Consider the following 19,928-nt stretch of genomic DNA (forward strand, 5'->3'; position numbering starts at 1 on the left):
CAACGACCACATGGTTCACTAAAAAATATGAAACCAGAAGAATTTGAAACTTTTCTTTTGGGGCGCGCCCCAAAAGAAAGACCAACAGTAATCATTAATTATTAACCTGAAAAAAGGCAAGCTTATTCAGGCAAGGTCAAAAAACACACTACCAACTGTCAACTACGAACTAATCAACTATAATTTAGGTTAATATGGGGCTCTATTAGAGAATCTCTTCTAGGTTTCCTTTGCCTTGTCGTATAAGACGGGGGTCTCCATCGGTGAGATCTACTACAGTAGAAGCGGTATTATCTCCATAGCCGCCATCGACAACCACATCGACAAGATTTTCCCATTTCTCATAAATAAGCTCTGGATCTGTGGTGTATTCCAACAATTCGTCCTCATCGTAAATGGAAGTCGAAACTATAGGATTTCCCAGTCCGCTGACCAAGGCTTGTGCAATACTGTTGTCCGGCACCCTTATCCCTACAGTCTTCTTTTTCTTAAAGTCTTTAGGAAGATTGTTATTCCCTTGTAAAATAAAAGTGAAGGGACCGGGAAGTGCTCTTTTTAAAAGTTTAAAAGTTGAGTTTTCCAGCTGTTTTACATAGTCTGAAAGATTGCTCAAATCGGCACAGATAAACGAAAAATTTGCCTTCTCGAGTTTTATTCCCTTAATTCTGGCAATGCGCTCCAAGGCCTTGGAATTGGTAATATCACATCCCAAACCGTATACTGTATCTGTCGGATAGATCACTAATCCGCCCTTTTTCAACACCTCCACTACCCGCTGTATTTCTCGAGGATTGGGGTTTTCTTCATAAATTCTGATAAGCTCGGCCATAATTCGGAGTTTAAAATTTGAATATCGGAAAGAGTTCCGTACACAAAAATAAGTAAAAAAGGTGTATGCATGTCGTTGCAAATACAGTGATTTACAACAGTTGGAAAAACAATATATAAAAAAACATAACTTTGTTTTCACATACCGTTTTCGGGCAAACAGATTGGCATGAGCATACATATCGACGCAAAAAAAGGAGAAATAGCAGAAACAGTATTACTCCCTGGCGACCCCTTAAGAGCAAAGTGGATAGCAGAACAATTTCTCCAAAACGCTGTGCAATACAGCAGTATACGAGGAATATACGGCTATACCGGATATTTTGAAGGAAAAAAAATATCGGTACAAAGCACGGGTATGGGAATTCCTTCGGCGAGTATTTACATACACGAACTGATAAAGGATTACGGTGCAAAGCAACTGATACGCATAGGAAGCGCAGGCAGCTATCAGCCCTTTGTAAAAGTTAGAGATATCGTACTGGCAATGTCAACTTCTACAAACAGCAGTATAAATCGCACTGTCTTTGGGCAAGACACCTATGCCCCTACTGCAAATGCAGAACTCTTGGTAAAAGCATTAAACATCGCTCAAAAGGACCGCATAAAAGTGTGGTCGGGCAATATACTTACTAGTGATACATTTTACGATTACCGTCAAGAAGATTACAAAAAATGGATGGAACACGGAGTGCTCTGTGTAGAAATGGAAACCGCAGCACTCTACACCATCGCAGCTCGTTTTGGGGCTAAAGCACTATCTGTACTCACCGTTACAGACCACGTCATCACCGGTGAGAGTATGGATGCTGCAACACGAGAGACTTCGCTCACCGATATGGTAAAACTCGCGTTGCAGCTGGCATAAGTTGTGCCCAACTGTATTGGTATCAGAATAAGACGGTAGATATATGACCCAAATTCAACAATAGTTATTACTTTTGCTGTCCCTATGCAAAAAAAGATAAACATACAGAATAAGCGTGCCCGTTTCGAATACGAGCTGTTGGATAAATACGTAGCGGGAATTGTACTGACGGGTACGGAGATTAAATCGATACGCCTCAGCAAGGCTTCTATTGCCGAAAGTTTCTGCGAATTTAACGATCGAGGTGAACTCTTTGTCGTCAATATGTATGTTGAAGAATACGCTCACGGAACCTATTACAACCACAAACCGAGAAGTGAGAGAAAGCTGTTGCTCAACAAAAAAGAACTTAGAAAACTTCGAAAAGAAGTCAAAAATGTCGGTCTCACCATAGTTCCTCTACGACTTTTTATCAACGATCGCGGACTTGCCAAGATTGAGATTTCACTGGCCAAGGGAAAGAAATTACACGACAAACGAGAAACCATCAAAGACCGCGATAACAAACGCAATCTGGACCGCATCAAAAAGAGTTATCGCTAAAACCATCGTTTTTGCTGTCGAGTTCAAACGCGAATTACTCCATCTTAAAAACAATGCGGTCTCCATATTTTTTCTGAGCGAGAGTACATATACCGGATACTGAAAGTTGTAGCACCCTCGGATATCCTCCCGTAGTTTGACAATCTTTCATTAGCACTATCAATCTCCCAGAGGGAGTGAGCTGTACAGTACCTGGTAATGTCCCAGAAGTAATGATACTGTAATTGTTAGGAGGCAGTTGTTCTTCTAACTGATACGCCATGCGATTGTTAAGTGTGGAAACAGAGAAAGTCTGTTTCAAAAGTTCCTTTTCCTCTCGGTTCAACATTTCGTATTCCGGTCCGGCATATACAGTTATAGCAGAAGAAAACAGAAAATCGTTGTTTGGCTTGATCTCAATGAGATCGTTTATATTTCCGTCAAATACTTCACAGTCTAACTCCTGTCCCTTTTGCAAATGAGCAAAATTGGTAAGGGGAAAATAGTACGATTGACTGTTCATAATAAGTGCACTCTTAATCCCACCTTTTACCGCCATATAGGCTCTTATTCCTCGCTCCGGACGACCAAAAGAAAGCACATCTCCCTGCTGTACTCTAATCACTCTGTTGTTTGGAATAGAAACACCATTTATCGCCGCTTGCATCAAAGCACCGGTAATAACTATGTGAGTAGCAGCTGTAAATTGTAGTTGAGGCCCCGCCATAGTGATTTCGAGAAGTGCGGCCCGACTGTCGTTGTTCAACAACCGATTGCCCAAGGTGGCCGAACAAACATCCATAACACCGCTAACCGGAACCCCTATATTCCTGTAACCAAATCTTCCCATATCTTGGACAGTGGTAAACAACCCAGGCTTCTGTACTTTAATCATGGTATTTTTCACTTTTGAGTTTGTACACCCCTGCCGACACTTCAATTTCTAGGAGCTTGTGTTCTTCCTGACTTATTTCGAAAAAACGCAATTTGTCTCCTATACGCACCGGGCAAGGCTTTTTACGAGACAGATCGAATATCTTTACCGGAGTGTTCCCGATGATATTCCACCCACCCGGACTCTCCTGAGGGTATACACCTGTTTGTTTGCCACCAATACCCACAGCTCCTTTGACTACACTTTGTCTAGGTTCTTTTCGTCTAGGGGTATAGAGCTTTTTGTCCAATCCTCCCAAATACATAAAACCGGGTAAAAATCCTATGCCGTATACCGTGTAAACGGGAGAACTATGTAATTCTGCGATTTTTTGAGGTGACATGCCTTTTTGTGATGACAATAACTGCATATCCGGTGCAAAATCGGGATGATAACACACGGGTATGTGCCATAACCTGCGCTTCATAGCACATGGTTCCATACTTTCATATAGTTTTAAAAGCCGGTCCGATATCTTTACCGTATCGATATTCTCATCAAAAATCAGTAATAAAGAGTGATAGGCAGGAAGTTGTTCACACGCTATTGCTAGCTTTTTGGAAATGGTCTCTCCGAAGCAAATTATATCCTTCAGTATATCTTCATCTATGCGTTTCGGCCAGTTTATCAACAAAGATTGAAGTCCGACTGGACTTATTGAAATCGGGTATTTTTCTGCTGCCTTACTCATAGCACTAAGTAGCAAAAAATCTTTCGGATAACAAAGTTAAATCATCACAAAAAGACTTCAGTCCTCAGGTAGTCTCTGCGAGGTATTGCAGTATTTCAATCACATTAGGATTGTCTCCATGCAAACAAAAAGTATCTGCTTTTATCGGGACATAATGTCCAGCTACGGTGAGCACAACCCCCTCTCGGCAAATGTCCAATACGCGATTCCTTATTTGAATCTTATCGGTTAACACCGCATTTTCAGCGTTCCGGGGTAAGAGCGATAAAGCATCGGTATAGCTGCGATCGGCAAAAGCCTCATAAACCACCTGAATTCCTGAGTTCCCTGCCATTTTTGCAACTTCAGAACCAAAAGGAGCATAAAGTGCGACACTCTCTGTAAACGGGGATATGGCTTTGAGAAAAACAGCAGCTATTTCAGCATCCTTTGCCATATCGTTATACAAAGCGCCATGAGCCTTGATATGATGTAGTGAGGCTCCTTTTTCTATGAGTATATCAGACAGAGATGATAGTTGTTGTCTTATACTTGTCACAAGCACCTCCTCCTCTATTTGCAGTGAGCGCCTGCCAAAATTTTCACGGTCGGGATACGAGGGGTGAGCGCCGATAAGCACCTGATGCCTTTGAGCGAGTACAATTACTTTCTCCATAATATCTATGCTCCCTGCATGCCCGCCACAGGCAATGCTACAGGAAGAAATATACGGCATTAGCAAGGCTTCGTTGTCCAGCCCTTCTCCCAAATCGCAATTGATTTTTATATCCGACATAACAGTGTTTTTTGTCCCTCTGATAAAACAGTAGATTTTTTTACACCTCCCATCCCAACACCTTGAGGATACTTCGTATACCGAGAACCACAGTAATAAAAATAATACCTCCTGAAATCAGGTTCAGTAACAAGCCGTTTCTATACTTACCTAATACCTCAGTCTTATTCACAACCCACCACAGAAATAAAGCGACTACGGGGAGCAGTATGCCGTTGGCTACTTGAGCAAACAGTATGAGTTCTATGGGATTAAAACCCACAGAAGCAAAGAGAATACCTATCCCAATAACAATCATCCACACTAGGCGAAATCTGTGATCTTTTAGCGAGGCATTCCAACCAAAACAACCGTTAGCCACATATGCAGCCGCCAATGGAGCGGTTATTGCAGAAGTAATTCCTGCAGCAAAGAGCCCTATACCTATAAAGTAAATTGCAAACCTTCCGTATAGAGGTTCCAATCCGATTGCTATATCCATCACATTCCGAATTCCATTTAATCCACTCCCTGCAGCTGTAATCATAATGGCTGCAGATACCAGACCTCCAAGAGTTACAAATAGCCATGTATCTTTTCGTACAGTTTTCAAGTCAGCTTCCCCACTCCATCGTTCGCTGACAAGAGAAGCGTGTAAAAAAAGGTTGTAGGGAACAACAGTAGTTCCGATCAGTCCTATAACTGTAAGTGTGTTTTCCTCCGAAATTTCAGGAATAAAAAGCCCTTTTACGATAGCTACCATATCAGGCTTGATGATTACAGCAGCCAGTATAAACGACATACTCATCACCAGCACCATAGCCGTCATACAGCGCTCCAGTGTTTTATAGCTACCAGCGTAGAGTAAGGCAAATGCCACAACACCCACAACTAGAGGATAAAAGCGAGCGTATTCCTCCGGAAAAATTCCTGTCATCCCGAGAGAAGCCCCACTTAAATTTCCCGCTTCATAAGCCGCATTGCCGATTACTACAGCAGAAAAAACAAGTATAATAAGTGGTATTTTTAAAAGGCGATGCCTCAGCTGTGTCTTGATAACTTCGGCGAGCCCCATTCCCGTTATGACTCCAACACGTGCGGCCATTTCTTGTAATATTACTGTAGCTACTATCGACAATACTATAGCCCATAGCAGCGCATAGCCGAAATCGACACCTGCCAGTGTACACACAGTAACCGTTCCGGGTCCAATAAATGCAGCGGCCACTATAGTTCCTGGACCAGCTTTTTTTAGAAAGCCAAACATCTAATGCGCATTTTGCAAGGCGTATACCGCGAAAGATCCCAACCAGTGAGTACCCATATAATTATCGTCAACTATATGAGGTAGCGAGTGGGCTATATGTGCATTGGCTATTTCCTTGAGATGACGGTATTCCGGAACATCGCGAGCAATGGCGTAAAGACACCAGGCTCGACTAAAATTCACCCCGTCGAGATGCACCAATTTGCCATCTGATCTTTCCGATACTTTTCCCTGTTCCCAATTGAAATCGGGATCTTTTAACTGTGGTAGAAATTTTTCGAGCCAGCCCTTAAATTCTTCTGCAGGCAGTACCCTTCTCATAATATCCGCCTCTTCGAGACAAGGGGAGAGAAAGTCGTACCCGCTAGGTTCCCAGCTTATGGGGCAGTCACTGTCTTCGAGATAAAAATCCTTCGCCCTTTTTTCGATCAGGGATAGCAACTCCTGCTGCTGTGTCGCTTTGGCATAGTCGTAGGCAAAAGTGAGTCCGAATGCCGTATTCGAATGCTCTCCTACCCTAATGGGATAATTCAATTTAGGTAGAAAGTCGATATAGCTCCTTACCACCAAGTCGGTAAGGGGCTGGAGGTTTTGCTCTAACTCGCGAGCCAGCGGATCGTTCCATTCGCGTAGCTCCTGGGCTAGTTTGAGCAACCACGCCCATCCATAAGTGCGCTCATAAGAAGGTTCGTCTTCAAAATAAGCCACCTCTTGCAGTATGTTTTCTGCCGATATATTCTCTCTTAATTTCTGCCTTACCAAATCCGCTTTTTCCAAATCGGGAAATTGTTCCAGCAAACTCACCAACATCCAGTGTCCGTGTACCGAAGAGTGCCAATCAAAACAACCGTAAAACGCCGGGTGCAGTACCTTCGGACTACGTAAGCTAGTCGAATCGATCAGGGTTTGCCCCAATCTGTTGGGATATTCGGTTTGCATACAGTGTAGCGGAAGCTCTACCAGCCTGTTGGCCTCTTCGAGCGTAAGGTGGTGAAAAGTAGTTTCACTAGTTTTTGCAACGGACTCTTCCTTTTTTTCAGCTCGCTGTTCACAAGACACCCATACGGTTGTAAGCAGCGATATCACCAAGATATAACACAGTTTTCGATACATATAAAGTTTGTTGATTAACATTCAGTTGCCAACAAATATAAGATTCTTTTTCACTTTTATCCTCAATCCCTACCCCAACCATCCATCCCGATCTAAGCTTCTGTACTGAATGGCTTCACCTATATGAAGCGCTGTGATCTCTTTGTGGTTGTCGAGGTCGGCTATAGTTCGGGCTACTTTTAGAATACGATCGTAAGCACGTGCGGAGAGATTTAATCGCTGCATGGCTTTTTTGAGTAATTGTTTGCTCTCATCATCTAAAGCACAAAAATGCCTTATCTGCCGGGTATTCATCTGAGCGTTGTAGTGTAGTCCGGGTATTTCTTCAAAACGGCTTCGTTGTATCTCGCGGGCTGCCACTACCCTTTTTCGTATGTCTGCGCTGCATTCGCCCCGACTGTTGTCTGACAGCTTTTCAAAAGGTACTGGGTTTACTTCTATATGAATATCTATTCTGTCGAGTAAGGGTCCGGATATCTTCCCGAGGTAGCGCTGCATTTCTGTAGGTGATGATACCACAGGGGCGTCGGGATCGTTAAAATAGCCACTCGGACTAGGATTCATACTGGCTACCAACATAAAAGAAGAAGGATAAGTAACGCTAAACTTTGCCCTAGAAATGGTTACTTCCCTATCTTCCAGGGGTTGTCGCATCACTTCCAACACACTGCGTTTAAATTCCGGAAGCTCGTCGAGAAACAATACCCCATTGTGAGAAAGAGAAATCTCTCCCGGTTGAGGATAGGTTCCCCCTCCAACCAAGGCTACATCCGAAATAGTGTGATGCGGCGACCTAAACGGGCGCTGCCCCATCAGTCCGCTTTTTTCAATACGTCCTGCCACACTGTGTATCTTGGTAGTCTCGAGGGCTTCTTCGAGAGTCATAGGTGGTAAAATCCCCGGAAGGCGTTTGGCCAACATCGTCTTTCCGGAACCGGGCGGACCGATCAATATAATATTATGTCCTCCAGAGGCTGCAATCTCCATACAGCGCTTAATGCTCTCCTGTCCTTTGACTTCGGCAAAATCGTGTTCAAAGCGATCTGTGTTCCTATAGAAAACTTCTTTTAGATCTACTTTCAGGGCTTTGAGAGTTAGCTTGCCGTCGAAGTGATCGATAACTTCACTTATATTACTCACACCGTAAACCTCTAGTCCCTCTACCACCGCAGCTTCCTCTGCATTCTGTATGGGTAGTATAAACTTTTTAAAACCTTCTTTAGCAGCTTGAACCGCAATGGGTAAAGCTCCTCTAATAGGCTGTAATCCACCGTCGAGAGACAGTTCGCCCATGATGAGGTATTCGGTGATGTCATCGCTCTTAATCTGTCCGGAAGCTGCCAGTATGCCTACAGCGATGGGCAGATCGTAGGCGGCACCTTCCTTTCTCATATCGGCGGGAGCTAAATTTATAGTTATTCTCTTTCCCGGAATTTTATAGCCATTAGCCTCTAGTGCCGACGCTATTCTGTAATTACTCTCTTTAATAGCATTGTCTGGAAGCCCTACCAAATAGTAACCGACGCCGAGAGAGACATTGACTTCTACAGTAATGGTTGTTGCTTCTACACCAAAAACAGCACTTCCATAAATTTTTACTAACATAATCGTCTATTGTTTGCAGTTTTAAACTTTAACGACACAGCTATTGAGTTAATAAAACATCAACTCTTTTATAAATGTAGGAAAATAAAACTTAAAAACGAGTATTTTGATTATATTTTTATTGTGCTATTAAAAGTGCTGAGATAGGATTATCGCGTATAACTTCCGGATTTCAGTCGGAAATACGTGAATAAATTGTAAAAAATTAAACCTCTTTGTTGAATTTGTAATTTCGGGAAAGAAATAAGGAGCAGCTTATTTTTCCTTTTATAACTTTGTGCTCTTGTCGGTTGATACTCCCCTATCATTAAATGACGGAGTGGTAGTTGTAATGTACAGACAGCTAATTGAAAGCCGAGAATGACAAATTTATAAAGCTGATGAAAAAACAAACCATCATAGAAGGCATTGTAAAACACAAGCAAAACCCCAACCTTCGCTTTCAGCTCAAGGAGAAGACCGAAGCCTTTACTTCTCGTCTTTTCTACACCCTGTTTGACAGTGACACCTCTGTAGCTGAAAACATTGATACTCTAGAAGAGGAGTTTCAGGAAATTGTAGATCTGGCCTGTTGGGCTCCAGGAAAACCCTGTAGCAAAATCTGGGAGAACTACTTGGATGAACTACCGGAGATTCTCAGAAAACTCAATCTCGACGCTCTGGCCATCGTAGAAAACGACCCGGCATCCAATACTGTAGAAGAGGTGTGCCTAGCTTATCCCGGCTTTCTTGCCATTGCGGTTTATCGCTTAAGCAGACCTTTGTATTTGTACGGACTTCCTATAGTTCCGCGTTTAATGGCAGAATATGCCCACCGGCTCACTGGAGTGGATATCAACCCGGGAGCTCAGATTGGGGAATCCTTCTTTATAGACCACGCTACGGGAATAGTTATTGGAGAGACTACCGTAATCAAAGATCACGTCAAGATATACCAAGGTGTTACCCTCGGTGCACTTCACGTTGAAAAATCCCTTTCCAACACCAAAAGACATCCCACTGTAGAGAGCAATGTCACCATTTATGCCAATGCCACCATACTCGGAGGCAAAACGGTAATCGGCGCCAACAGTATCATTGGAGGTAACGTATGGCTCACATCTTCGGTACCCGAAAATTCCATGGTATATCACAGTCCGGATATAAAGATTAAAACAAATGGAAAATAAGCGGTATTGTACGGTGGTTTACAAACTTATTGTGTCGGTATCTACACCGCAATATAGGTTTCAATTTTCCTTAAATTAAATGTATATTTACGCGCCTTTTCGAGACGCTATCTCAAAAACGGTTTCGCATTCAGGCAATAGTCGAGCTCTTCTTTTGTTACAATTTTACATAGAGGAGTAAGTGTGTAAAATTTGGTATTATGAATTACAATTACGATCAGGAAGACAAAGTACTGGTGGCTGTCGACTGTATTATTTTTGGATTTGACGGAGATGAGCTCAAACTCCTTCTCGTCAAGAGAGAGCTACAACCCGAAAAGGGCAAATGGTCGCTTATGGGAGGTTTTTTAAAAAAAGAAGAAACCTTAGACGAAGCCGCCAACCGAGTATTGTACACCCTTACTGGTCTTGACGACGTTTATATGGAACAGCTTTACGGTTTCAGCAAAATAGACCGCGACCCTGTAGAACGCACCATTTCCGTAGCCTATTACGCCCTTATCAATATCGATGAACACAACTCAAAACAGTCTGATAAATATTCCGCTCAATGGTTTTCTATCAGCGATATTCCTCAGTTGATCTTCGACCACGGCGAAATGTTGGAAAAAGCCTTGCGAAGGTTGAGAAGACGTACCTCTACCGACCCCGTAGGTTTCGAGCTACTACCTAAAAAATTTACCATGAGACAGCTTCAAACACTGTATGAAGTTATCTTGGATGAAGAATTGGACAAAAGGAATTTTCAGAAAAAGATAAAACAACTCGACGTGCTAGTAAAATTGAATGAAAAAGATATGAGCTCGTCGCGAAAGGGATCTTTTCTGTACGAATTTGACAAGGAAAAATACGAGAAAAAAATTTCTGACGGCTTTACCTTTAAGGTATAGTGGTCTAACTTATAGATATACTGTATTTTAGCCTCGGATTTAAAATATTAAAATATCGAAGTAAAAAAACACTTCTCTATTTGACAGTTTGTTTTTTTTCTACACTTTTGTAGCCGTTTAGGCTAAACAGTAAATGAAACTCGTTTATAATTCCGGGTATGCCATGAGCAGGAAGTCTTTATGGTATACGGTTCTCGAGAAGAATCACCGGTTTTTTAAGCTCACTTCCACTATTACCTCTCTACACTCCTGTTCTGTGGCAATCGCCGCAACGAATGCTATTGCCCTGCGTATTTGACATTGCTGCTTTTTGTATATTACATTAGTTTTTAAGTATTTACCTATTTATCCGTAAATAAAAAGCAGTTTACAATGAAAACCAAATATATAGATCTCATAGATCAGACTTATTATTTTCCACAGGAAGAATTTACCCTCGACAACGATACCCTACGATTTCACGGTATAGATCTTATGGCTCTTGTCAAAAAATATGGGGCACCGTTAAAGTTCAATTATCTACCTCAGATAAGCAATAATATACAAAAGGCAAAAAGATGGTTTGACAAAGCCATAGATGTGCACAATTACACCGGTAAATACCACTATTGTTATTGTACAAAAAGTTCTCATTTTGAACACGTTATAAACGAGGCGCTCAAAAACGATATTCACATAGAAACCTCTTCGGCTTTTGATATCAATATCGTAAACAATTTGCTCAAAAAAGGTAAATTAACACCAAATCAATACGTGCTCTGCAATGGGTTTAAGAGAGATCAATACATCCGAAATATAGCCGACTTGGTGAATGGTGGACATAAAAAATGTATTCCCATTATAGATAATTACGAGGAAATCGACCTGCTCGACGAAGCTATAGATGGAAGCTTTGATATCGGTATTCGCATCGCCTCTGAAGAAGAGCCTAAATTTGAATTTTACACCAGCAGACTGGGTATAGGATACAAGAATATTGTACCCTTCTACAATCGAGCCATTGCTGGAAATGAAAATGTAAGACTCAAAATGCTGCACTTCTTTATCAATACCGGAATACGAGACACGGCCTATTACTGGAACGAATTGCTCAAATGTCTCAAGGTCTACACCCAGTTGAGAAAGATATGCCCTACGGTAGACAGTCTCAATATAGGCGGTGGATTTCCTACAAAGAATTCGCTGGCCTTCAATTACGACTACGAATATATGATAGATGAAATCATCAATCAGATCAAGATTTCGTGTGAAGAGGCCGATGTACCTGTTCCAAATATCTTTACAGAATTCGGTAGTTTTACGGTAGGCGAAAGTGGTGGAGCCATTTATGAGGTACTCTACCAGAAACAGCAGAACGACCGCGAGAAATGGAATATGATAAATTCTTCTTTTATCACTACCCTACCCGACACCTGGGCCATAAGCAAGCGTTTTATCATGTTGGCTATCAACCGATGGAACGACGAATACGAAAGAGTACTGTTGGGCGGACTCACCTGTGACAGCGACGATTACTATAACAGTGAGCAGAATATGAACGCCATCTATCTGCCCAAGTACAGCAAGAACAAACCGCTTTATATCGGGTTTTTCAACACCGGAGCCTATCAGGAAACCATAGGAGGATTTGGAGGATTGCAACACTGCCTTATCCCCACGCCAAAACACATCTTGATAGACAAGGACAAAGAAGGAAATATAACCACCGAAGTATTTGCAGAACAACAAAAAGCAGAAGATATGCTCAGAATACTGGGCTACGGTGAAAATTAATATTTTGAAGATTACATTTTAGTATTGACTATCATTGTTTTATAATATATTTTTAATCTGTTTAATCAATATTTATACCCGCCAAAAGCGGCCTGTGTAAAAAACAAAGCGCGATGAGTAAAAAAACATATGCAGGAATACCTGATAAATACACTCGTATCGACGATGCCCAAGTAGTGCTAATCCCAGTGCCTTACGACGGTACCAGTACATGGCAAAAAGGGGCAGACAAAGGACCTGAAGCATTTTTACACGCTTCGGAGAATATGGAGCTATTCGATATAGAAACTCGATCAGAACCTTATAAAAAGGGAGTTTACCTCGCTCCGGCAATTACGGAAAACTCCTCTCCTGAAAAAATGGTGGATACCGTGCATAAAATCACGAGAAGCTATATAAAACAAGACAAATTTGTCACTGTATTCGGAGGAGAACACTCTATTTCTATAGGAACCATCAGAGCGTTTAACGAGTGTTTTGAAAATCTCACCGTAGTTCAAATAGATGCCCACGCCGACCTGAGACCGGAATATGAGGGTTCCACCTGCAATCACGCCTGTGCGGTATACGAGGCCAGTAAAACAACCAATCTCATTCAAGTGGGTATTCGTAGTATGGATGTGTCTGAACTGGAGAATATGGACGAAAATCAGGTGTATTTTGTACACGATATAATTCATGACGACGAGTGGATATCCGATGCTGTACATCAAATGACCGAAAACGTCTTTATCACCATCGATCTCGACGCCTTCGACCCCTCCGTACTCCCCTCTACCGGAACTCCTGAACCGGGAGGCCTGCTGTGGTATGAAACCCTTGAATTTTTGAAAAAGATCTTCAAAAAGAAAAATGTAGTCGGTTTTGATATCGTAGAGCTCTGCCCTAACGAAAGCGAAAAGTCCTCAGATTTTCTCGCCGCTAAACTGTATTACAAAATGCTGGCCTACAAGTTTAAGTATTCGGGGAAGAAGGATGATGATGAGGAGGAGTATTGATGGTTAATTGGTTAATAAGTTACTTAGGCAATACCCAATAACCTAATAACCTAATAACCCAATAACCCAATAACCCACCACCCCAAACACTAAAAAACAACGAACTAAAAAACTAAAACACTATAAAATGAAAGGTGCTATTTCTCAATTTATCGAAAAGTATTATTTGCATTTTAACTCAGCCACCTTGGTCGATGCAGCCAAGGCCTACGAGCAGCAATTACAAAATGGATCCAAGATGATGGTCACCCTTGCCGGTGCCATGAGTACTGCAGAACTCGGTAAAATCTTTGCTGAAATGATTCGCAGAGACAAGGTTCAAATTATCTCTTCTACCGGAGCCAACCTCGAAGAAGACGTTATGAATCTCGTTGCACATTCGCACTACAAACGCGTACCCCACTACCGTGATCTGACGCCAAAAGACGAATGGGAACTCCTAGAAAAAGGGCTCAACCGCGTTACCGATACCTGTATTCCGGAAGAAGAAGCTTTCCGACGTTTGCAAAAACATATATTTAAAATATGGAAAGATGCAGACGATAAAGGAGAACGTTATTTTCCTCATGAATATATGTATAAACTGTTGCTCTCCGGAGTATTGGAAGAATACTACGAAATAGACCTGAAAGATTCCTGGATGTATGCTGCTGCCGAAAAAAACCTTCCTATAATAGTACCGGGTTGGGAAGACAGTACTATGGGCAATATTTTCACTTCTTATGTCATTAAAGGAGAGCTCAAAGCATCTACTGTAAAAGGAGGTATTGAATACATGGCTTATCTCGCAGACTGGTACCGCAAAAATTCAGATACGGGAGTTGGTTTCTTTCAGATTGGTGGTGGTATTGCAGGCGATTTCCCCATCTGTGTAGTGCCTATGCTCTATCAAGACCTGGAAATGCACGATGTACCGTTTTGGAGTTATTTCTGTCAGATCTCCGACTCTACCACTAGTTATGGGTCGTATTCAGGAGCAGTACCCAACGAAAAAATAACCTGGGGAAAACTCGATCTCGACACTCCGAAGTTTGTCATAGAATCGGATGCAACTATAGTAGCACCCCTAATTTTTGCGTATTTATTGGATATGTAAAATCCAGTAAAAATTACTTGCGTACAATATTTATTTTAATTTATTTTCGGCCGTATTAACAACTCCCTTCCATGAAAAGAATTATAGTTGATTACAAGAAACTTACCAACGAAATACTGACGCTGTTAGTGGAAAAGTATCCCGACGGATACGGCGATGACGACATTATCAAGTTTAAAAACGCCAATAATGAAACCGTCGAGGCCCTTGAAGTACGAACCGATGAAGCGGTTTATCTGGTAAAGGTGAGTACCCGACTGGCCAATACTATGGAGAATTTTGACGAAGAAGACGAAGACGATTTTGGTTCAGGTGATCTCGGAAGTTCTGTCGATGTCCCCGACGAAGATGATTTGGACAACGATTAAAAAAGAACTCCATTCTACAGACTAAGTAAGTGAAAAGGCCTCTTAATCGGGGCTTTTTTATATTTATTTGATTTTTATAAGTTCAGCACATACCTATACTGATTATAGTTCTGCGTACTATACGGATCCTGAACAAAATTATCAGGCATCAGGAAACGGTGTCGTATCGGGTCGTGTAAACGACCGTTCATGTGTACTAAACCAACTCCTATCAAATGCTCGTGACCGGTATAGCCACGGTCTAAGATAACAAAATCTGGTAAGGTGGTGTTGGTGCCATTGATTAATTCTAGCCCCTACTTCCTGAAATAGCGGCTAGTATCAATAAACTGAGCTGGGCTTTCAGCCCGTAAAAACTTCTCCCCATCTCCTTTTCTCCTTTCCCCCTCGTCACCAAAACCCCGGTAATGCCTGGATTTATCCACAGCAATAATATATGCAAGATATATTTGTATTGAATAGATTTATTAAATTAAGTTCAAAAACCTTGCCCATCGCATTACATAGATTCGTCAATGGTGGCAGACGCAAAATTTTGCGTCTCTACGGCGTCTGGTATATATAAATGGTGATTGATACGAACTAACTACAAACACCCCCTCCTTCATTTTGTCTTGACACAAAACGAAGCAAAAAGTCAAGAAGCCTTTAAGGAAATTTTCCCAGCTATCGCGGGAAACCAGCTGAATTCCCACTACACGCTCCTTTTGCTATCGCAAACGCGATTCCGTAGGAATACAGCTTATTTCTGAAAAGGCTTCGGACTTGGGAAATATCAGAGGTAAGGTTAGTACAAGGCGAAAAAACAGAAAAGCAAAATCACGAAAAACCACTACGAGCTACCAACTAAGAACTAATCAACTAAAAAACCTCAAACATACTAATCTCCCCTATACACTATCTCCCAATTCATTGCCTTAAGTTCGCTAAGAGTAAAACTATATCTAGCGTCAAAAACGTTTTGATCTTGTATCTCTTCCCAAGTGTAATTATCTAAAGTAGATTACTTGTAAAAGAAAAACCACAATGTTTCATCCATCCAATACTTGAAATCTCATTTGACCTCCAATGGGTATGGGATCCCCTTGTATTCAAGTAATTCAAATTGTCTAAAATCTATTGGACTTTAATTAAACAATAAGTAACCTCCCAATAGTATTAAGCTAAATGTTATAAAACCAACAATTCCATTCGAGTAGTCGTTATTTAGATTATGAAACATTTTACCTTTTCTGTCATTCATAAAATATCCTAATTTTTTTCTTTTGCTCTTTCCTAGAGCTTTATATCTACCCTTCTATTTTTTTTAGGCATTGGATTTAGTCCGCTTAAGTATCCCACAGCCGCTATACTCCATACTTCTCTATAAGAACACTCAAATGATGATCCAAATGTCCTGCTACGATAAAGCCGATTGCTCTTACCGACATCAAACTGCCCCCTACCCAACCTTGGCGGATTAACATCTCGTCGGTAAAGGAAGTGAAAAGGGAAATCGTGCCGAGACGAACTGCTTTAAAATCGGATATCAACACAGCTACACTTCTACTGTTTGCTCCGGAAAACGGTACGTAAGTGTCCTGTTCAAAACCGGGAAGTTCGGTACTGTCGTTTCTGGCAATACGCAGGACTCTGGTAGTAAATATACGTTCGCTATCTATCAGGTGCTGTATCACCTCGGCTACCGTCCACTTGCCTTCTGCATAGCGGTAAGACAATTTTTCCTGACTCAATCCATCAATCTGACGTACAAATTTATCTTCCGTATTTCTCAAAGCATCTAAGATAGAAGTGTCTTTTAGCCTGAGTATATAATTCTGGTAATAGTTGTGATATTCACTGTCTTTGACGTCTCTCAGATTCATAATGCGGTATTTAGGTTAAAATAACGTATTTTTAGTGCTTTTTGCAAGTTAGTATGACAGAAACTTATATCCGTTTATTGTGCGTTAAGTGTTTACTTTTTACTTTTGTATCACTTCAAGGATTTTATAACCGAACTCCTTTAGTTTTAAACGAGTTCTCAAAGTAAGTTTTATATGGGAAGAGCATTTGAATTCAGAAAGGCGCGAAAATTCAAACGCTGGGGGGCTATGGCCAAAACGTTTACCAGAATAGGAAAAGACATTGTTATTGCAGTAAAAGAAGGCGGACCCAACCCTGAATCCAACGCTAGGCTAAGGGCTGTGATACAGAATGCCAAAGCCGCTAATATGCCCAAAGAGAATGTGGAACGAGCCATAAAACGGGCCTCTGATAAAAATACCGAAAATTATAAAGAGGTACTCTTTGAAGGCTACGGACCTCACGGCATCGCTATATTGGTAGAAGCGGCTACAGACAACAACAACCGTACTGTGGCCAACATCAGAAGTTATTTCAACAAATGCAACGGAAGTCTGGGAACCAGTGGCTCTGTCGAATTCATGTTCGATCACACTTGTAACTTCCGAATCAATGCCGAAGGTATTGATATAGAGGAACTGGAACTCGAAATGATAGACTTTGGTGTAGAAGAGGTTTTTGCCGACGAAGATGGCATTTTGATCTACGCTCCCTTCGAGAGTTTTGGAGCTATTCAGAAAGAACTGGAAAGTCGGGATAATATTGAAATTCTCTCATCAGGCTTTGAAAGGATACCACAGGTGACCAAAAAACTCGACGAGGAACAGGTGGCTGATATAGAAAAATTGCTGGAAAAAATAGAGGAAGACGACGACGTGCAAAACGTGTATCACACCATGGAAGAATAATTAAAAAACTAAATCCTATTTTTTTATCTTTTCTAAGTGCCCTTTCTCTGTTTAAAAATTCAAGGAAAGGGCACTCAGTTATAAGTCGGAAAAACATCTTTTATTTCCCTATATCTGGCACTCCATCACAAAATCGTCCATCACATATCCTTTTCCTATATCGATTACCTCTTCAGCCACCGTAGTAAAGCCTATCTTTTCATAAAAGCGAATTGCAGGATTGTATTTGTTTACATTTAAGGACAAAATGTGATCTCCCGCTTTTCTCGCCACATCTTTTGCGCAATCTATCAAAACCCGTCCCACTCCCCTACCTTGGGTTTCTGGCAGCACATAGAGTTTGTGTATCTTGGTCTTATCACCCTCATATCGCTCTTCACAGGAAATAAAACCGAGAACTTTATCGTATTCTTTCGCGATAAAGAAACGGTGTCCTAACACTTCTATCTGCTTTTTGAGCGCCTCCTCCGAATACATCATATTCAACATATACTCAATTTGTCCGGGGCTTAGAATATCCTTAAAAGTCGACGGCCAGGTACGTTTTGCTAAATCTCGTATTAGGGCAATGCCACGGATAGATATTTTCTGAGTAGTATAATTCACCCCGTTTATCGTATTAACGCTTTTGACTTTTGTTGTATGATTTCTGCAACACTCTTGTTTTCTATTTTGCTCTCCAGCCAGGAAATAATATCTAAATACAAAAATGCCCTTCTCTCGTAAGGATCGTTATCCAATTCCACAAACCTGGCGTGAAGCTTTTTAAACTCTCCTTTTAATTCGTGAGGATATATATTGCCGAGGTTGCGCAAAAAGCGAATCATCTCTTTTTGCACCTCGTGCAAGTCGTTCATCTTGAGTAAGAATTTATAAGTACTCTTCAACTGTACATCCAAGTGATAATCCATCCCCGCTTCATAATGCGCTACCAGACTCAACACCCTCGAAAAACACATCAGGTCTTCGCGCATGGTGAGATTTTTATTGTCTATAATCTTTTTGAGATAGGTTATACAAGTCCGATTGTCGCCATCGCCAAAATACATACAGGCTATTTTGTAGTAAAACACCATTACGTGGTGTTCGTCTATAGTATCTCTGTGTAATTTCAATTGCAACAGTATATCGTCTACCAAATTCAGTCCCTCCTTAAAAGATCCCTCCATAAAGTGGAGGTTTAGCTTGTTGATATAAATATAGAGGAAAGACAGTGATGCTACATTTTCATTTTTCGGAAACGCATCAGAAGTGATAATCTCGTCCAGTTTGTGTAATACTGCTTTAAATTGAGTACGATATTTAAGCATAAACAAGGCTTCCAGTAAATAGTTGTTACTCTTGAGGTAGTACACCGGATTCATATAAATCATCTGTTCATTTTCGTAAAACAGATCCATGAGTTTACTGGCATACTTAAAACTGGAAAGAAAGTCCTGAGTGAGAAAACTGTACCATAAATGCGCCTTATAAAGCCATAATTTTTCACGAAATCCGAGGTCTTCTATGCGGTATTTGGGCAAGCGATGATTAAAATATTCAGCGATGCGCCGATGCTCCTCGTCACTTTTTACATAACCCGATTTTAAAAGTATACCGTAGAGTTGTAACGACAGATTTGAAAGTCTGCTAGCAAGCAGGTTTTGTATACTCAATTCCTTGGCCTGAATCGATAATTCGTCGGCGCGGCCACTAATACTACGCGTGATATACTGGGTCTCTATTATTTTTTCGAATTCTACAATCTCAAAGGCAATATTCTTCTCCTCATTGTCTATGGCAAACAGTTTTGCCTTTTCCAGAATCTTGAGACTTTGGCGGTACAGCCCTTTGTGATACAATATGGTGGCAAAATCAAGTTGTTCTCTGATTTGGATTCGAATATTCTGGTTTACCGGATTGAGTCGTAAACTTACCAGCACCTGTTTGTACAAATGAGCCTTAAGATTGGACAACTGTTGTTTTTTAACAATTCCACTCTTCAGTATTTCCTTTTCGTTGTAGTCTTTCATTTTGTCGAGCAAGTTAAAAAGTGCGAGAAACTTGGCATCCGCATTCACCCCAAGACGGTTGACATAAAGTTTAAATTGTCGTTTTTCTGACTTAGAAAGGGATTTAATCAGTATAAACAACGAATCTTTTTGCGCATTTGTCATTGTAATAAAATAAGATTTAAAAACCTGATTACAAGGTAATTAAGTTTTATAATTTTTGGTTAAGCATTGTAAAGCCTTCCAGACAAAACCCTTTGTCTGAATTTGCAAAATATAAATTCGTAATAGAAAAATAAAATTAAGAC

At 41.0% G+C, this 19,928-nt stretch carries 21 protein-coding genes; 10 read left to right on the plus strand and 11 right to left on the minus strand.

All coding sequences use genetic code 11. The annotated features are described in order from the left end of the window. Nucleotides 1–205 precede the first annotated feature (205 nt). A complete protein-coding gene (locus tag ACYZZR_RS08145; RefSeq protein ID WP_461533507.1) occupies nt 206–829 on the minus strand; it encodes an L-threonylcarbamoyladenylate synthase in 624 nt (207 codons plus the stop codon). Nucleotides 830–997: 168 nt separating this feature from the next. Here ACYZZR_RS08145 and deoD point away from each other — a divergent pair, with 168 nt between their 5' ends. Continuing rightward, complete coding sequence (deoD, locus tag ACYZZR_RS08150; RefSeq protein WP_461533508.1) at nt 998–1,696, plus strand: purine-nucleoside phosphorylase; 699 nt, start codon at nt 998–1,000, stop codon at nt 1,694–1,696. An 84-nt stretch (nt 1,697–1,780) separates the two neighbouring features. Beyond that, nucleotides 1,781–2,239, plus strand: a complete 459-nt coding sequence (smpB, locus tag ACYZZR_RS08155) for an SsrA-binding protein SmpB (protein ID WP_461533509.1) — start codon at nt 1,781–1,783, stop codon at nt 2,237–2,239. A 34-nt stretch (nt 2,240–2,273) separates the two neighbouring features. Here smpB and ACYZZR_RS08160 read toward each other — a convergent pair whose 3' ends face one another. From ACYZZR_RS08160 to ACYZZR_RS08185, 6 genes are all read right to left on the minus strand, one after another. Beyond that, nucleotides 2,274–3,113 carry a 5-oxoprolinase subunit C family protein gene (locus ACYZZR_RS08160; RefSeq protein WP_461533510.1) on the minus strand — a complete coding sequence of 280 codons (840 nt, stop codon included), beginning with the start codon at nt 3,111–3,113 and terminating at the stop codon, nt 2,274–2,276. Beyond that, nucleotides 3,106–3,843, minus strand: coding sequence for a 5-oxoprolinase subunit PxpB (pxpB, locus tag ACYZZR_RS08165; RefSeq protein ID WP_461533511.1), 738 nt, complete (start codon nt 3,841–3,843; stop codon nt 3,106–3,108). The genes ACYZZR_RS08160 and pxpB overlap by 8 nt, the downstream gene beginning before the upstream one ends. 64 nt (nt 3,844–3,907) lie before the next feature. Then, nucleotides 3,908–4,618 carry a 5-oxoprolinase subunit PxpA gene (pxpA, locus tag ACYZZR_RS08170; protein ID WP_461533512.1) on the minus strand — a complete coding sequence of 237 codons (711 nt, stop codon included), beginning with the start codon at nt 4,616–4,618 and terminating at the stop codon, nt 3,908–3,910. A 40-nt stretch (nt 4,619–4,658) separates the two neighbouring features. Next, on the minus strand, nt 4,659–5,864 hold the full coding sequence (locus ACYZZR_RS08175; protein ID WP_461533513.1) for an Nramp family divalent metal transporter: 1,206 nt from the start codon (nt 5,862–5,864) through the stop codon (nt 4,659–4,661). Further along, entirely contained in the window at nt 5,865–6,977 is a 1,113-nt protein-coding gene (locus ACYZZR_RS08180; protein ID WP_461533514.1) for a DUF2891 domain-containing protein, read from the minus strand. Nucleotides 6,978–7,046: 69 nt separating this feature from the next. Then, complete coding sequence (locus tag ACYZZR_RS08185) at nt 7,047–8,582, minus strand: YifB family Mg chelatase-like AAA ATPase (RefSeq protein ID WP_461533515.1); 1,536 nt, start codon at nt 8,580–8,582, stop codon at nt 7,047–7,049. Nucleotides 8,583–8,962: 380 nt separating this feature from the next. On the opposite strand from ACYZZR_RS08185, the gene ACYZZR_RS08190 reads away from it, so the two are divergent. The 7 genes from ACYZZR_RS08190 to ACYZZR_RS08220 all read left to right on the plus strand — a co-directional run bounded on the left by ACYZZR_RS08190 (nt 8,963) and on the right by ACYZZR_RS08220 (nt 14,876). Continuing rightward, nucleotides 8,963–9,751, plus strand: a complete 789-nt coding sequence (locus tag ACYZZR_RS08190) for a serine O-acetyltransferase (protein ID WP_461533516.1) — start codon at nt 8,963–8,965, stop codon at nt 9,749–9,751. A gap of 200 nt (nt 9,752–9,951) precedes the next feature. Continuing rightward, nucleotides 9,952–10,641: an NUDIX hydrolase gene (locus ACYZZR_RS08195; protein WP_461533517.1), complete on the plus strand. Its 690-nt coding sequence runs from the start codon at nt 9,952–9,954 to the stop codon at nt 10,639–10,641. A 133-nt stretch (nt 10,642–10,774) separates the two neighbouring features. After that, nucleotides 10,775–10,939 carry a hypothetical protein gene (locus tag ACYZZR_RS08200; RefSeq protein ID WP_461533518.1) on the plus strand — a complete coding sequence of 55 codons (165 nt, stop codon included), beginning with the start codon at nt 10,775–10,777 and terminating at the stop codon, nt 10,937–10,939. Between the two features lie 74 nt (nt 10,940–11,013). Then, entirely contained in the window at nt 11,014–12,414 is a 1,401-nt protein-coding gene (locus tag ACYZZR_RS08205; RefSeq protein ID WP_461533519.1) for an arginine decarboxylase, read from the plus strand. A 113-nt stretch (nt 12,415–12,527) separates the two neighbouring features. Then, entirely contained in the window at nt 12,528–13,412 is an 885-nt protein-coding gene (gene speB, locus ACYZZR_RS08210) for an agmatinase (protein ID WP_461533520.1), read from the plus strand. 127 nt (nt 13,413–13,539) lie between these two features. Beyond that, entirely contained in the window at nt 13,540–14,508 is a 969-nt protein-coding gene (locus tag ACYZZR_RS08215) for a deoxyhypusine synthase family protein (RefSeq protein ID WP_461533521.1), read from the plus strand. A 71-nt stretch (nt 14,509–14,579) separates the two neighbouring features. Beyond that, nucleotides 14,580–14,876 (plus strand): hypothetical protein, encoded by a 297-nt coding sequence (locus ACYZZR_RS08220; protein ID WP_461533522.1) that lies wholly within the window; start codon nt 14,580–14,582, stop codon nt 14,874–14,876. Nucleotides 14,877–15,165: 289 nt separating this feature from the next. Here ACYZZR_RS08220 and ACYZZR_RS08225 read toward each other — a convergent pair whose 3' ends face one another. Together ACYZZR_RS08225 and ACYZZR_RS08230 are read right to left on the minus strand one after the other, a co-directional pair. Further along, a complete protein-coding gene (locus ACYZZR_RS08225) occupies nt 15,166–15,318 on the minus strand; it encodes a hypothetical protein (protein WP_461533523.1) in 153 nt (50 codons plus the stop codon). Between the two features lie 904 nt (nt 15,319–16,222). Continuing rightward, on the minus strand, nt 16,223–16,741 hold the full coding sequence (locus ACYZZR_RS08230) for a DinB family protein (RefSeq protein WP_461533524.1): 519 nt from the start codon (nt 16,739–16,741) through the stop codon (nt 16,223–16,225). 174 nt (nt 16,742–16,915) lie between these two features. On the opposite strand from ACYZZR_RS08230, the gene ACYZZR_RS08235 reads away from it, so the two are divergent. Continuing rightward, on the plus strand, nt 16,916–17,629 hold the full coding sequence (locus ACYZZR_RS08235; protein WP_461533525.1) for a YebC/PmpR family DNA-binding transcriptional regulator: 714 nt from the start codon (nt 16,916–16,918) through the stop codon (nt 17,627–17,629). A gap of 108 nt (nt 17,630–17,737) precedes the next feature. Here ACYZZR_RS08235 and ACYZZR_RS08240 read toward each other — a convergent pair whose 3' ends face one another. Both ACYZZR_RS08240 and ACYZZR_RS08245 read right to left on the minus strand, forming a co-directional pair. Next, nucleotides 17,738–18,235, minus strand: coding sequence for a GNAT family N-acetyltransferase (locus ACYZZR_RS08240; protein ID WP_461533526.1), 498 nt, complete (start codon nt 18,233–18,235; stop codon nt 17,738–17,740). Between the two features lie 5 nt (nt 18,236–18,240). Further along, on the minus strand, nt 18,241–19,785 hold the full coding sequence (locus ACYZZR_RS08245; RefSeq protein WP_461533527.1) for a hypothetical protein: 1,545 nt from the start codon (nt 19,783–19,785) through the stop codon (nt 18,241–18,243). Nucleotides 19,786–19,928 lie beyond the last annotated feature (143 nt).

The sequence above is a fragment of the Sinomicrobium sp. genome, assembly GCA_029266035.1.
GTDB lineage: Bacteria > Bacteroidota > Bacteroidia > Flavobacteriales > Flavobacteriaceae > Sinomicrobium.